This window comes from Acidovorax sp. sif1233 (genome assembly GCF_019218755.1).
GTDB lineage: Bacteria > Pseudomonadota > Gammaproteobacteria > Burkholderiales > Burkholderiaceae_C > Acidovorax.
In genome coordinates, this window is the sequence record NZ_JAHUWZ010000002.1 from 425,803 (window position 1) to 438,299 (window position 12,497).

Sequence of the window (12,497 nt, forward strand, 5' to 3'; positions counted from 1 at the left end):
GGCGGCCCTTGCTGGGCGTCCCTGGCCTGGGCCGCGCCAGTTTTACCGGCAGCGCATGGCGCCGATGGCAATGGACAACTGAAATGCAACAACCTGGATTGAATCCGGCCACGACCGTGGCGACCGTACGCAGCTACTTGCAGGGCCTGCAGGCGCGCATCACCGATGCGCTCGAGGCCGTGGAAGGAGAGGGCGGTGCACGCTTTCTGGCCGATGCCTGGAGCAAGCCGCCCGGCGAGCTGCTGCAGGGCGACGGCATCACCAAGATCCTGGAAGGCGGCCGGGTGTTCGAACGCGCGGGCTGTGGCTTCAGCCATGTGCGCGGCCCGCAGCTGCCACCCTCGGCCACGCAGCACCGGCCCGAGCTGGCCGGTGCGCCGTTCGAGGCCATGGGCGTGTCGCTGGTCTTCCACCCGCGCAACCCCTATGTGCCTACCGTGCACATGAATGTGCGCATGATCGCGGCGGGCCATCCGGGGCAGGCGCCGACCTGCTGGTTTGGCGGTGGCATGGACCTCACGCCGTACTACGGCTTCGAGGAAGACGCGGTGCACTTTCACCGCACTTGCCGCGATGCGCTCAGCGCCTTTGGCGACGACAAGTATCCACGCTTCAAGCAGTGGTGCGACGAATACTTCTACCTCAAGCACCGCGACGAGCAGCGTGGCGTGGGCGGGGTGTTCTATGACGACTTCTCGGAGCTGGGCTTTGACCAGAGCCTGGCCATGACGCAGTCGGTGGGCGACGCCTTCCTCAAGGCCTATCTGCCCATCGTGGAGAAGCGCCAGAACCTGCCGTTTGGCGAGCGCGAGCGCGACTTCCAGCTCTACCGCCGGGGCCGCTATGTGGAGTTCAACCTGGTGTGGGACCGGGGCACCCACTTTGGCCTGCAGTCGGGGGGGCGCACCGAGTCCATTTTGCTGTCCATGCCGCCGCTGGTGTCGTGGTCGTACCAGCGCTCCGATGCCGCCGATTCGGCCGAGGCGGCGCTGTTGCAGAGGTTCCTGGTGCGCCGCGACTGGCTTGCCGAAGGTGCCGCCCCCACCGCCTGAAAGCCGGGTCCAAGGGTGTGAGCACCGCAAAAGCTATAATTTCAATAGCTGCCCGCGCTTTTCACACCAGCGCAAGAGGCCAAAAACACCTCAAACTGCTGCAGCGCCAAAGCACAACACCAGCGCAACACCCAAGGCTCAGCCCGCTGGCTGTGCGCTGCGTTGCACGCTATATTGATTCCATTCCCTCTCTATTCACCGCCTGATGACCACCTCCACCAAATCGGAAACCGCCGCCAAGAAAGACGTCACCAAACTCCAGCGCGCCATCGTCGATGGCCTGGAGGACGTCAAGGCGCAAGACATCCAGGTCTTCAACACCGAGCATCTCTCGCCGCTGTTTGAACGGGTGATCGTGGCATCGGGCACCTCCAACCGCCAGACCAAGGCCCTCGCCGCGAGCGTGCGCGACGCGGTGAAAGAAGCGGGCTTTACCAAGCCGCGCATCGAGGGCGAAGACAACGGCGAATGGATCATCGTGGACTGCGGCGCCGCCGTGGCGCACATCATGCAGCCCGCCATCCGCCAGTACTACCGCCTGGAAGAGCTGTGGGGCGACACGCCCGTGCGCCTGAAGCTCGGCGCGGCCAAGCCGGTCTCCAGCGCGGCCACCGAGCTGGCCGAGAAGAAGTCGGCCCAGAAGGCGGCGAAATCCGACGCCAAGGCCGCTGGCAAGGCGCCTGCAAAAAAGACGGCGGCGCCCACCGTGGCGGCCCGTTCCGGCAAGGCCACGGTGAAGGCCGTGGCCAGGACCGCCGCCAAGACTGCCGCGGCTGCGCCGGCCAAGTCTGCTGCCGCCAAGCCGGCTGCGAAGGCCCACGTTGGCAAGCCCGCCGCCAAACCCGCCAGCAAGACCGCGGGCAAGGTTGCCGGCACGGCAGCCGCCAGGAAGCCCGCAGCGCCCAAGGCACCCGTCAAGACCGTGGTCGTGAAGCCAGGCGGCGCGAAAAAGCCCGCAGCCAAGAAATCATCGGCCCCCGTGGGCAAGGCGCCTGCGCGCGCGGCCGCCAAGCCGGCGTCCAGGACCGCTGGCGCCGCCGCAGCGGCCAAGCCCGCGGCCAAGAAGGCTCCAGCCCGCAAGGGCTGATGCGTGGGCGGGGCTGTGTGCTGGCCGCTACGCCTGCGCACGGCGCCCCCCTCTGAACCCCAGGTGCACATCACATGAAGCTGCTTATCGTGGCGGTCGGGCAGCGGGTGCCTGACTGGGCGCAAACGGCTTACGACGACTACGCCAAACGCTTTCCGCCCGAACTCAAGGTCGAACTCAAGGCCGTCAAGACCGAACCGCGCGGCTCCAAGACCCTGGAGACGCTGTACGCCGCCGAGCGCGAGCGCATCGAGGCGGCCATCCCGCGCGGCACGCGCGTGGTGGCGCTGGACGAGCGCGGCACCAACCTCACCACCAAGGCCCTGGCCGAACGGCTCAAGGGCTGGCAGCTGGGTGGCGATGACGTGGCACTGGTCATCGGCGGCCCGGACGGGCTCGATCCGGCGTTTCGCCAGGGCGCGCACGAGCGCATCCGCCTCTCGGACCTGACTTTGCCCCACGCCATGGTGCGCGTGCTGCTCATCGAGCAGCTGTACCGCGCCTGGTCGGTGAACGCCGGGCACCCTTACCACCGCGAATGAGGGCTGGATCGGCGTGCGGGCGAAATACTATATTTTTTATAGCTGCTAGCGCTTGATGGATAAGCGCTAGAGCCGGTTTTCTTCTCAAAATCCGTTCATGCCCGATTTCATCTACCTTGCCTCCCAGAGCCCCCGCCGGCGCCAGCTGCTCGAACAGCTGGGCGTGCGCCACGAACTGCTGCTGCCCAACGTGGACGGCGACGAGCCCGAAGACGCCGAGGCCATCGAGGCGGTGCTGCCCGGCGAGGCGCCCACGGCCTATGTGGAGCGCGTGACCGGCCTCAAGCTGGATGCCGCCGTGGCCCGGCGCGCGCGCCGGGGTTTGCCGGATGCGCCCATCCTGTGCTCCGACACCACCGTGGCCCTGGGCCGCACGATTTACGGAAAACCCGACGACGCGCAACACGCTGCGCGCATGCTGGCCGAACTGGCAGGGCACGAGCACCGCGTGCTCACCGCCGTGGCGCTGCAGGTGGGCCCCAGGCGCCTTTCTGCGCTGTCGGTGTCGCGCGTGACCTTCGCCGCCATGACGCCCGCGCAGATTGATGCCTACGTGGCCACGGGTGAGCCACTGGGCAAGGCCGGGGCTTACGGTATTCAGGGCCGGGCTGCTGCCTATGTGGAGCACCTGGCTGGCAGCTATTCGGGCATCATGGGGTTGCCGATGTACGAGACAGCGCAACTCCTGCGCGCCGCCGGGTTTCAGATATGACCCTCCTGAGTCGCCTGCGGCGCCTTCCCCCCAGGGGGACGCCGCCAGGGGCCTGGCAAGGCCAGTTCCCCGGCGGCCCTGGCGTAGCGCCCCGGTGATTCCAACAGCAGCAAGAACGCGACCGATTTCAGAAAAGAAGAAGCCATGCAACAAGACATCCTGATCAACTGGTCGCCCCAGGAAACCCGCGTGGCCGTGGTGGAGCATGGCGCCGTGCAGGAGCTGCACATCGAGCGCACGCTGGAGCGCGGCCTGGTGGGCAACGTCTACCTGGGCAAGGTCTCGCGTGTGCTGCCGGGCATGCAGTCGGCCTTCATCGACATCGGGCTGGAGCGCGCGGCCTTTTTGCACGTGGCCGATGTGTGGCAACGCCAGCCCGATGGCGAGCCGCCGGCATTCGCCCGCAAGAACGAGCCGCAGGTACCCATTGAAAAGCAGGTGTTCGAAGGCCAGTCGCTGATGGTGCAGGTCATCAAGGACCCGATCGGCACCAAGGGCGCACGCCTGTCCACGCAGATCAGCGTGGCCGGGCGCCTGCTGGTGTTTCTGCCGCAGGACGACCATGTGGGCGTGTCGCAAAAAATCCCCGGCGCGGAGCGCGATGCGCTGCGCGCGCGGCTGCAGGCGCTGGTGGGCGACAAGGCCACGGGCGGTGGCGGCGGCTTCATCCTGCGCACCAACGGAGAGGATTCGACCGACGCCGAGCTGGCGGAGGACATCGCCTACCTGCGCAAGACCTGGGCGCGCATCAAGGAGGCATCGCTCAAGCTGCCCGCGATGTCGCTGCTGCACCAGGACCTGGACCTGCTGCAGCGCGTGCTGCGCGACCTGGTGGGCGACCACACGCAGACCATCCGGCTCGACTCGATGGAGCAGTTCCAGCGGCTGCGGGCGTTTGGTGTGGAGTTCATGCCCGCCGCCGCCGGCAAGCTGCAGCACTACAAGGGCGAGCGCCCGATCTTCGACCTGTACTCCATCGACGAGGAAGTGGCGAAGGCGCTGGGCCGGCGCGTCGATCTGAAATCCGGCGGCTACCTCATCGTGGACCAGACCGAGGCGCTGACCACCATCGACGTGAACACCGGTGGCTACGTGGGCGCGCGCAATTTCGACGACACCATCTTCAAGACCAACCTGGAGGCCGCGCAGGCCATTGCGCGCCAGCTGCGCCTGCGCAACCTGGGCGGCATCATCATCGTGGACTTCATCGACATGGTGCGCGAGGACCACCAGCAGGCCGTGCTGGCGGAGTTCCGAAAGCAGCTTGGCCGCGATCGCGTGAAGACCATGGCCGGCGGCTTCTCGCAGCTGGGCCTGGTGGAGATGACGCGCAAGCGCACCCGCGAATCGCTGGCCCACATGCTGTGCGAACCCTGCGAGGCCTGCCAGGGCAAGGGCAGCGTGAAGACCGCGCGCAGCGTGTGCTACGACATCTTGCGCGAGATCCTGCGCGAAGCCCGCCAGTTCAACCCGCGCGAGTTCCGCGTGGTGGCCTCGCCGCGGGTGGTGGAGCTGTTCCTGGACGAGGAAAGCCAGCACCTGGCCGGTCTCTCGGACTTCATCAAGAAGCCGATCTCGCTGCAGTCCGAAAGCGCGATGGGGCAGGAGCAGTACGACATCGTGCTGCTCTAGCCCTGGCCGCCTTTTTCGCCGCCAGCTCAGCTTTCGATCTGCATCGCCGGACGCGCCTGCACGCGCGCCAGCCAGGCCTGCACGTGGGGGTGTGCGTTGACGGGCGCACCCAGGTACACGCTGTAGCCCAGGACCGAGCCCACCACCAGGTCCACCAGCGAGTAGTCCGCGCCCAGCATCCAGGGCTGCGCGGCCAGCCGTGCATCCAGCAGCGCCAGCAGTTCGTTCAGCCCCCGGGTGGCGGCCTCGGCGTGCGCGGGGCTGCGCAGGGCCTCGTCGCCTTGCGTGGCCACCTGCAGGCGCACCAGGACCGTGCCGTAGGTGACATAGGCCCAGACGCACCACGACAGGGCCTGCAGCGCCTCTGGCGTGCCCGCGGCGGGCCACAGCCCCCGCTCGATGCCGTAGCGGTGGCCCAGCCACAGGTGGATGGCCAGCGCCTCGAACATGGGGGCGCCGTCCACGGTCAGGGTGGGCACCTTGCCGTTGGGGTTGAGGGCCAGGTACTCCGGGCGGCGCTGCTCGCCAGTGCGGATGTCGATCTTCACGCGCTCGTGGGGCACGCCCAGTTCGGCAAGGGCGCAGGCAATGGGGCTGGCGCTGGACATGGGGTGCCAGTAGAGGACGATGGACATGGAAAACTCCTTGGTGGTGGTGGAAGAAAAGGTGGTGCCACTGTAGATTCCATTGCGGACAGTTTCGGTCCTCAATAAAAAGTACAGTCGCACCATGCTCACGTCATCGACCCGTCTTTTGCGCCTGCTGTCGCTGCTGCAGACGCGCAACCACTGGATGGGGCCAGAACTGGCCGAGCGCCTGGAGGTGCACCCGCGCACCCTGCGGCGGGACATCGACCGCCTGCGCCAGCTGGGCTACCCCGTGCACGCAAGCAGCGGTGTGGCGGGTGGATATGCCTTCCGGGCCGGGCAGGCGCTGCCGCCCCTGCTGCTGGACGACGATGAGGCCCTGGCCGTGTCGATCGCGCTGCGCACCGCCACGGCCGGCGCGGTGGGCGGCATCGAGGAGCCCGCGCTCCGGGCGCTGGTCAAGCTGGAGCAGGCCATGCCCGCGCGCCTGCGCAAACGCGTGGACGCGCTGCGTTCGGCCATCCTGCCGCTGGACCGCACCGGGCCGGTGGTGGAAGCATCGCTGCTGGCCACGCTGGCGTCCGCCTGCCGCGACCAGCTGCGCATCGAGTTCAGCTACGAGGACGGCAAGGGCCGCAGCGCACAGCGCCAGGTGGAGCCGCAAGGCGTGGTGCACACCGGCGAGCGCTGGTACCTGGTCGCCTGGGACCGGGTGCGCACCGACTGGCGCACCTTCCGCATCGACCGCATCGTGGGCGACCCCCAGGTGGGCGCGCATTTCGCGCCCCGGGCCTCGCCTGACGGCGGCGATCTGAAGGGCTACGTTGCGCGCTCCATCTCGGCGCCGCACCACGCCGAGCAGGCGCGCGTCGTGCTGCATGCGCCGTATGCGGTGATGTCGCGCCGCATTCCCAAGTCCGCGGGCGTGGTCTCCACCCTGGGCAAGGGGCTGCGGTGCCAGCTGGAGTGCGCGGCCAATGACTCCCTGGTCTACTGGCTGATGGCGCTCGATGTCGAATTCGAGGTGCTCGCGCCGGCATCGCTGAAGGAGCGGCTGCGGGTGGCGGGCGAGCGGGCGTTGCGCTGCACGGCATGAGCCCTTGGGGGGCTGTGGCAGGCATCGATGGCCGATCCCGCTCCGGCCACCAGAGCCGGGCCCTTCCTGGCAACTGCTGCACCCGTTGCAGGAGTCAACTGCATGCCCCCCGATTGCTGGATACGGCACCACAATTTACGCTCTGTGCATGGAATCAACCGACAAGGAAAAACCCATGCACCACCGCGTGCGGATCGATGCAGCCGGAGGGCCCGATGTCCTGCGGCTGGAAGGGGTGGAGCCCCAGGCGCCCGGCCCAGGCCAGGTGTGGCTCGCACAGGCGGCCATCGGCGTGAACCCGCTGGATGTGAGCCAGCGCAAGGGCGCGGTGCCCATCCCGTTCCCGTCCGGCCTGGGGCTGGAAGGCGCGGGGCAGGTGGCGGCCGTGGGGCCGGGGGTGCTGAATGTGGCGGTGGGAGATCGCGTGGGCTACGCTACCGGGCCGCTGGGGGCCTATGCCAGCGCGCGCCTGTTCCCGGCCGAGCGGCTGGTCAGGCTGCCCGATGCGCTGGGGTTGGACGAGGCGGCGGCGGTGCTCTTCAAGGGCATCACGGCGCAGTACCTGCTCAAGACGACATATTCCGTGGCCCCGGGCTCGAAGGTGCTCATCTATGGCGCGGGCGGCGCGCTGGGCCAGCTGATGTGCGCCTGGGCCCGTCACCTGGGCGCCTTTGTGATGGGCGTGGTCTCCCGGCCCGAGAGCGTGGAGCGCGCCCGGGCGGCGGGCTGCGACGCGGTGTTCGTGTTCGACTCCGCCACGCTGGCGGGTCAGGTGCGCGAGGCCACGCACGGCAGCGGGGCCGACGTGGCGTACGATCCCATCGGGCGGGCCACGCTGGAGGCCTCGCTCGACAGCCTGCGCCCGCGCGGCCTGCTGGTGTCCTTCGGTGCCACCTCGGGCGTGCCGGCGCCCATCGCGGTGGGCACGCTCAATGCCAAGGGCTCGCTGTTCCTCACGCGCCCCTCGCTGGCCGCGCACACGGCCACGGCGGCGGAGTACCAGGAGCGCGCCCAGGACGTGCTGCGGGCCGTGGCGGACGGCGTCATCACGCCGCGCATCTGGCGCCGCTACGCGCTGGCCGATGCGGGCACGGCACATGCCGACCTGGAGCAGGGGCGCTCGCAAGGTGCGATCATCCTGGCTCCGTAGCCCCTCGCGCCATGCCATGGCGCTTTTGATACCCGATGGACCTGCTCGACAGCCAGCACGCCGATGAACTGGCCACCCTTATTGCCCTGAGCTACGCGGGTTCGTTCGCGGCGGCGGGCCGCGCGCTGCAGCGCCACCCCTCGGTGCTGTCCAAGCGTTTGAACGCGCTGGAGCGCCGCCTGGGCGTGAGGCTGGTCGAGCGCACCACCCGCCAGTTGCACCTGACGCACGAAGGCCAGCGCCTGGTCGAGAAGGTGCGCGAGGCGACGGATTTGATCGCACAGGCCCAGAAGGAAGCGGCCGATGGCGCGGCGCAGGTGCGCGGGCGGCTGCGCGTGTCGGTGCCCGCCGCCATGGGGCGGCGCCTGCTCAGCCCGATGGTGGCCGAATTTGCGCTGGCCCATCCGCAGGTCACGCTGGAGCTGGAGTACGCCGACCGGCTGGTGGACATCGTGGGCGAGCGCTTCGACGCCGCGATCCGCATCGGCCAGCTGGCCGACAGCCGGCTGGTGGCCACGCGGCTGTGCAGCCACCGCCGCATCATGGCGGCGGCGCCGGGCTACTTGGCGAAGAACGGCACCCCGCAGGTGCCCGCGGACCTGGCGCAGCACAACTGCCTGGGCTTCACCGGCCTGCAGTCCTACCCTGAATGGCAGCTCACGCAGGCGGGGGCGAGCCACAGCGTGGTGGTGCGCGGATCGCTGGTCAGCAACGACAATGAGGCACTGCTCGCGGCCGCCATCCTGGGCGTGGGCATCCTGGCGGGCGGCGACTGGCTGATCGACCCCGGCATCGCATCGGGCCAGCTGGTGCAGGTGCTGCCGCAGTGGCAGCTCAACACCGACGCGGGGATCTATCTGGTGCGGCCCTCGGCACGCTTCAGCACGGCGGCGATGGCGGCCTTTCGCGCCTGGGTGGTGGACTGGTTTGCCGCGCGGGCGGACAACGGTCATGACCAGGCCACCGTGGATGTGCCCCCGTGAGCTTGGCGTCCTTGTGTTGTCAACTTCGTCTTGTTTCGGCTGTGATGCCGGTCCGCGCTTCTTCCTCTATTGACATTCCATGACCCAGGCAACGCCCCAGCCCCAGCAGCACCCCACCGCCACGCCGGGCACGCTCGACGCGCTCATTCCCCTGCTCTTCGTCGCGCTGTGGAGCACCGGCTTCATCGGCGCCAAGCTGGGGCTGCCGTATGTGGAGCCGCTCACCTTTTTGGCCATTCGTTTCGCGATCGTCGCCGTGCTGATGCTGGCGGTGGTGACGCTGGTGCGTGCTCCGTGGCCGCCATCGGGCAGGGCCTGGCTGCACATCGGCGTGTCGGGCCTCTTGATGCACGGGGTGTACCTGGGCGGGGTGTTCATCGCCATCGGCCACGGGCTGCCGTCGGGCATCACGGCGCTGGTGGTGGGGCTGCAGCCGCTCTTGACCGCGCTGGTGGCGGGCGCCCTGCTGGGCGAGAAGGTGCGGCCCGCGCAGTGGGCGGGCCTGGCGCTGGGGTTTACCGGCGTGGCGCTGGTGGTGGCCGGCAAGGTGGCCACCGTGCCGGGCGGTGCGCTGGTGGGCATGCTGCTGCCGGCCGTGGTGGCGCTGCTGGGCATCACGGCCGGCACGCTGTACCAAAAGCGCTTTTGCCCCGCGTTCGACCTGCGCACCGGCTCGGTTATCCAGTACCTGCCGTGCGTGGTGGCCATGGCAGTGCTGGCGTACGCGACGGAAACCATGGCCGTGCAGTGGAGCGGCGAGTTCCTGTTCGCGCTGGGCTGGCTGGTGCTGGTGCTGTCCCTGGGCGCCGTCAGTTTGCTGAACCTGCTGATCCGCCGTGGTGGCGCGGTGAACGTGGCCAGCCTGTTCTACCTGACCCCGCCCACCACCGCGCTGATCGCCTGGGCCGTGTTTGGCGAGACGCTCGGCGGCTGGGCGCTGGCGGGCATGGCGCTGGCGGTTCTGGGTGTCTGGCTGGCCCGGCAGACCCGGTAGGGCCGGGGGCCGTTGCCTGGTCAGAGCTTGCGCAGCCGCTCCAGTGCGGCGCGCAGCGTGTCGTCCTTCTTGGCAAAACAGAAACGCACCACGCGCTGGTCAAATCCGTCGCCGTAGAACGCCGACAGCGGAATCGCCGCCACGCCCACCTCGCGGGTGAGCCACTGGCAGAAGTCCGATTCGTTCAGGTCGCTCACGGCCGAGATGTCCACGCACTGAAAGTAGCTGCCGGTGCTCGGCAGCAGCTTCAGGCGCGAGCCCTCCAGGCCCTGGCGGAACAGGTCGCGCTTGGCCTGATAGAACGCGGGCAGCTGCAGGTAGGGCGCCGGGTCCTGCAGGTAGGCGGCCAGGCCGTGCTGCATGGGCGTGTTCACGGTGAACACGTTGAACTGGTGCACCTTGCGGAACTCGGCCGTCAGCGCTGCGGGGGCGGCCACGGTGCCGACCTTCCAGCCGGTGACGTGAAAGGTCTTGCCAAAGCTCGACACGATGAAGGCGCGTGCCGCCAGGCCGGGAAAGCGTGCGGCGCTTTCATGCTCGGCGCCGTCGAACACCATGTGCTCGTACACCTCGTCGCTGATGAGCAGGATGTCGGTGGGCGCGAGCAGGTCTTCCAGCTGGCGCATCTCCTGGGCCGTCCAGATGGTGGCGCTGGGGTTGTGCGGGCTGTTGATGAGGATGGCGCGCGTGCGCGGCGTGATGGCCGCACCGATCTTGCCGAAGTCGGGGCGGAAGGTGCCCGGCGTGAGCGGCACGCGCACCGCCTTGCCGCCCGCCAGTTCGATGTTGGGCACGTAGCTGTCGTAGCAGGGGTCGAGCACGATGACTTCATCGCCCGGGTGCACGATGGCCAGGATGGCGGTGATGATGGCCTGCGTGGCGCCGGCCGTGATGGTGATCTCGGTGCCCGGGCTGTACCGGCGGCCGTGCAGCGCCGCGATCTTGCTGGCGACCGCCTCGCGCAGGGCCGGGATGCCGGGCATGGGCGGGTACTGGTTGTGGCCGGCCTGCATGGCCCGCGTCACGGCGTCCACCAGCTCCGGGGCGCATTCGAAGTCGGGAAACCCCTGGCCCAGGTTGACCGCGCCGTGCTCGGCCGCCAGGGCCGACATCACGGTGAAGATGGTGGTACCCACCTGGGGCAGCTTGCTGGGGAAGGCGGGTGTGCGGGCGGTGTCGGTGGTCTCAGTCATGGCGCTGTGGCGGAAGGTCAGGCTGGGAAGCAATGGGGCGGTGGAATGGGCAATCGGGCGGGTGCCGGTGTCAGAGTTCGTAGTCGTTGACGTGGCCGGTCATCGCGCGGGCGATGAGCTCGCGGCTCAGCCGGTCGCTGAGCAGTTCGGCGAACTTGTAGACGAAGTTGCGCAGGTACGCACCCCGCTTGAAGGCCACCCGCGCCACGCTCTGGCCGAACAGGTGCCCCACGGGACGCACGGCAAGGTCACCCACGGGGTCGTCGCGCATGGCCATTTCGGCCACGATGCCGATGCCCAGGCCCAGGCGCACGTAGGTCTTGATCACGTCGGAATCGATGGCCTCGAGCACGATGCGCGGCTGCAGCTTGCGTGCGGCAAAGGCATGGTCGATCTTGCCGCGGCCGGTGAAGGAGGGGTGGTAGGTGATCAGCGCCTCGTGGGCCAGGTCGTCCAGCCCGATGCGCTCCTTCTGCGCCAGCGGGTGGGCGTTGGGCACCACCAGCACGTGCTGCCATTCATAGCAGGGCAGGGTGACGAGTTCGGGGTAGTCGGCCAGGGATTCGGTGGCCATGCCGATCTCGGCCACTTCATCGATCACCATGCGCGCCACTTCGTGCGGTGTGGCCTGGTGCAGGCTGATGTTGACCTTGGGATAGGCCTCGCGCAGGCGCGCCACGGGCACGGGCAGCACGTAGCGGGCCTGGGTGTGGGTGGTGGCGATGCTGAGGGTGCCGCTGTCCTGGGCGCTGAACTGCTCGCCGATGCGCTTGAGGTTGCCCACCTCCCGCATGATGACCTCGATGCTCTTGAGCACGTGCTGGCCGGGTTCGGTGATGCGCTTGAGGCGCTTGCCATGGCGCGCGAAGATGTCCACTCCCAGTTCTTCTTCGAGCTCGATGATGGCCTTGGACACGCCCGGCTGGGAGGTGTGCAGGGCCTTGGCCGCTTCGGTCAGGTTGAGATTGCGGCGCGCAGCCTCTTGAACGAAGCGGAATTGGTGCAGATTCATATCTGATATCGCCTAAAGAGTTGCATCATTATGCTGCAGCTATCTAAGGGATTTCAGCGGAAGGCACCTCACAGGCAATTTCTGCCATCAAAGCCGTCATGCGCGGGTCTTCGCCAATGGCGGGCTGCACATGGAACCGCACGGCGGGATGGGCCGCTCGCAACTCCTCCACCAGCAGCGGCAGGTCGTTCCGCGCATGCTTGCCCGTGCCAAGGAACATGGGCACGACCGTGACATGGGCCGCTCCCTGCGCGACGAGCTGGTCTGTGGCCTGTGCCAGCGTGGGGGTGCACAGCTCCAGGTACGCGCAGGCCACAGGGCGGCCCGGGTGCTGCCCACCGATGCGGGCGGCCACGGCTTCCATGGGGGCGCGCCACAGGGGGTCGCGCGAGCCGTGGGAGAACAGGACGATGGCGCGGTGGTTCATGGGTTGCAGATCGGGGCAGGGTGACAGCCG

General features: G+C 68.5%; 13 protein-coding genes. 9 read left to right on the top strand and 4 right to left on the bottom strand.

Features of this window, described 5'->3' with window-relative positions:
- The first annotated feature begins 83 nt into the window (after positions 1-83).
- From hemF to rng, 5 genes are all read left to right on the top strand, one after another.
- Entirely contained in the window at positions 84-1,052 is a 969-nt protein-coding gene (gene hemF, locus KW843_RS09380; RefSeq protein ID WP_218294866.1) for an oxygen-dependent coproporphyrinogen oxidase, read from the top strand.
- Between the two features lie 205 nt (positions 1,053-1,257).
- Positions 1,258-2,139 carry a ribosome silencing factor gene (gene rsfS, locus KW843_RS09385; protein WP_218294867.1) on the top strand — a complete coding sequence of 294 codons (882 nt, stop codon included), beginning with the start codon at positions 1,258-1,260 and terminating at the stop codon, positions 2,137-2,139.
- A 74-nt stretch (positions 2,140-2,213) separates the two neighbouring features.
- On the top strand, positions 2,214-2,681 hold the full coding sequence (rlmH, locus tag KW843_RS09390; RefSeq protein ID WP_010458753.1) for a 23S rRNA (pseudouridine(1915)-N(3))-methyltransferase RlmH: 468 nt from the start codon (positions 2,214-2,216) through the stop codon (positions 2,679-2,681).
- A 97-nt stretch (positions 2,682-2,778) separates the two neighbouring features.
- Complete coding sequence (locus tag KW843_RS09395; protein ID WP_218294868.1) at positions 2,779-3,393, top strand: nucleoside triphosphate pyrophosphatase; 615 nt, start codon at positions 2,779-2,781, stop codon at positions 3,391-3,393.
- 144 nt (positions 3,394-3,537) lie between these two features.
- The gene (gene rng / locus KW843_RS09400; protein WP_218294869.1) at positions 3,538-5,025 is read left to right on the top strand and encodes a ribonuclease G; all 1,488 of its coding nucleotides are present in this window, start codon (positions 3,538-3,540) and stop codon (positions 5,023-5,025) included.
- A 26-nt stretch (positions 5,026-5,051) separates the two neighbouring features.
- On the opposite strand, the gene KW843_RS09405 is transcribed toward rng, so the two are convergent.
- Complete coding sequence (locus KW843_RS09405; protein ID WP_218294870.1) at positions 5,052-5,660, bottom strand: glutathione S-transferase family protein; 609 nt, start codon at positions 5,658-5,660, stop codon at positions 5,052-5,054.
- Between the two features lie 94 nt (positions 5,661-5,754).
- Here KW843_RS09405 and KW843_RS09410 point away from each other — a divergent pair, with 94 nt between their 5' ends.
- From KW843_RS09410 to KW843_RS09425, 4 genes are all read left to right on the top strand, one after another.
- Positions 5,755-6,708, top strand: coding sequence for a YafY family protein (locus KW843_RS09410; protein WP_218294871.1), 954 nt, complete (start codon positions 5,755-5,757; stop codon positions 6,706-6,708).
- Positions 6,709-6,856: 148 nt separating this feature from the next.
- Positions 6,857-7,858, top strand: coding sequence for a quinone oxidoreductase (locus tag KW843_RS09415; protein WP_370628471.1), 1,002 nt, complete (start codon positions 6,857-6,859; stop codon positions 7,856-7,858).
- Between the two features lie 35 nt (positions 7,859-7,893).
- Complete coding sequence (locus KW843_RS09420; protein WP_218294872.1) at positions 7,894-8,841, top strand: LysR family transcriptional regulator; 948 nt, start codon at positions 7,894-7,896, stop codon at positions 8,839-8,841.
- Between the two features lie 79 nt (positions 8,842-8,920).
- Positions 8,921-9,835 (top strand): DMT family transporter, encoded by a 915-nt coding sequence (locus KW843_RS09425; protein WP_218294873.1) that lies wholly within the window; start codon positions 8,921-8,923, stop codon positions 9,833-9,835.
- A 20-nt stretch (positions 9,836-9,855) separates the two neighbouring features.
- Here the strand turns inward: KW843_RS09425 and KW843_RS09430 are convergent, their stop codons facing one another.
- The 3 genes from KW843_RS09430 to KW843_RS09440 form a co-directional block, all read right to left on the bottom strand.
- Positions 9,856-11,028, bottom strand: a complete 1,173-nt coding sequence (locus tag KW843_RS09430) for a pyridoxal phosphate-dependent aminotransferase (protein ID WP_218294874.1) — start codon at positions 11,026-11,028, stop codon at positions 9,856-9,858.
- A gap of 70 nt (positions 11,029-11,098) precedes the next feature.
- Positions 11,099-12,040 (bottom strand): CysB family HTH-type transcriptional regulator, encoded by a 942-nt coding sequence (locus tag KW843_RS09435; protein WP_218294875.1) that lies wholly within the window; start codon positions 12,038-12,040, stop codon positions 11,099-11,101.
- Positions 12,041-12,083: 43 nt separating this feature from the next.
- On the bottom strand, positions 12,084-12,467 hold the full coding sequence (locus KW843_RS09440) for a sirohydrochlorin chelatase (protein WP_218294876.1): 384 nt from the start codon (positions 12,465-12,467) through the stop codon (positions 12,084-12,086).
- Between the last annotated feature and the right edge of the window lie 30 nt (positions 12,468-12,497).

Bases quoted from the DNA above. Each gene is read 5' to 3' on its own strand.
- rng (WP_218294869.1), top strand. From the start codon at position 3,538: ATGCAACAAGACATCCTGATCAACTGGTCGCCCCAGGAAACCCGCGTG.
- KW843_RS09395 (WP_218294868.1), top strand. From the start codon at position 2,779: ATGCCCGATTTCATCTACCTTGCCTCCCAGAGCCCCCGCCGGCGCCAG.
- KW843_RS09430 (WP_218294874.1), bottom strand. From the start codon at position 11,028: ATGACTGAGACCACCGACACCGCCCGCACACCCGCCTTCCCCAGCAAG.
- KW843_RS09405 (WP_218294870.1), bottom strand. From the start codon at position 5,660: ATGTCCATCGTCCTCTACTGGCACCCCATGTCCAGCGCCAGCCCCATT.
- KW843_RS09420 (WP_218294872.1), top strand. From the start codon at position 7,894: ATGGACCTGCTCGACAGCCAGCACGCCGATGAACTGGCCACCCTTATT.
- hemF (WP_218294866.1), top strand. From the start codon at position 84: ATGCAACAACCTGGATTGAATCCGGCCACGACCGTGGCGACCGTACGC.
- KW843_RS09410 (WP_218294871.1), top strand. From the start codon at position 5,755: ATGCTCACGTCATCGACCCGTCTTTTGCGCCTGCTGTCGCTGCTGCAG.
- KW843_RS09415 (WP_370628471.1), top strand. From the start codon at position 6,857: ATGGAATCAACCGACAAGGAAAAACCCATGCACCACCGCGTGCGGATC.
- rlmH (WP_010458753.1), top strand. From the start codon at position 2,214: ATGAAGCTGCTTATCGTGGCGGTCGGGCAGCGGGTGCCTGACTGGGCG.
- KW843_RS09425 (WP_218294873.1), top strand. From the start codon at position 8,921: ATGACCCAGGCAACGCCCCAGCCCCAGCAGCACCCCACCGCCACGCCG.
- KW843_RS09440 (WP_218294876.1), bottom strand. From the start codon at position 12,467: ATGAACCACCGCGCCATCGTCCTGTTCTCCCACGGCTCGCGCGACCCC.
- KW843_RS09435 (WP_218294875.1), bottom strand. From the start codon at position 12,040: ATGAATCTGCACCAATTCCGCTTCGTTCAAGAGGCTGCGCGCCGCAAT.
- rsfS (WP_218294867.1), top strand. From the start codon at position 1,258: ATGACCACCTCCACCAAATCGGAAACCGCCGCCAAGAAAGACGTCACC.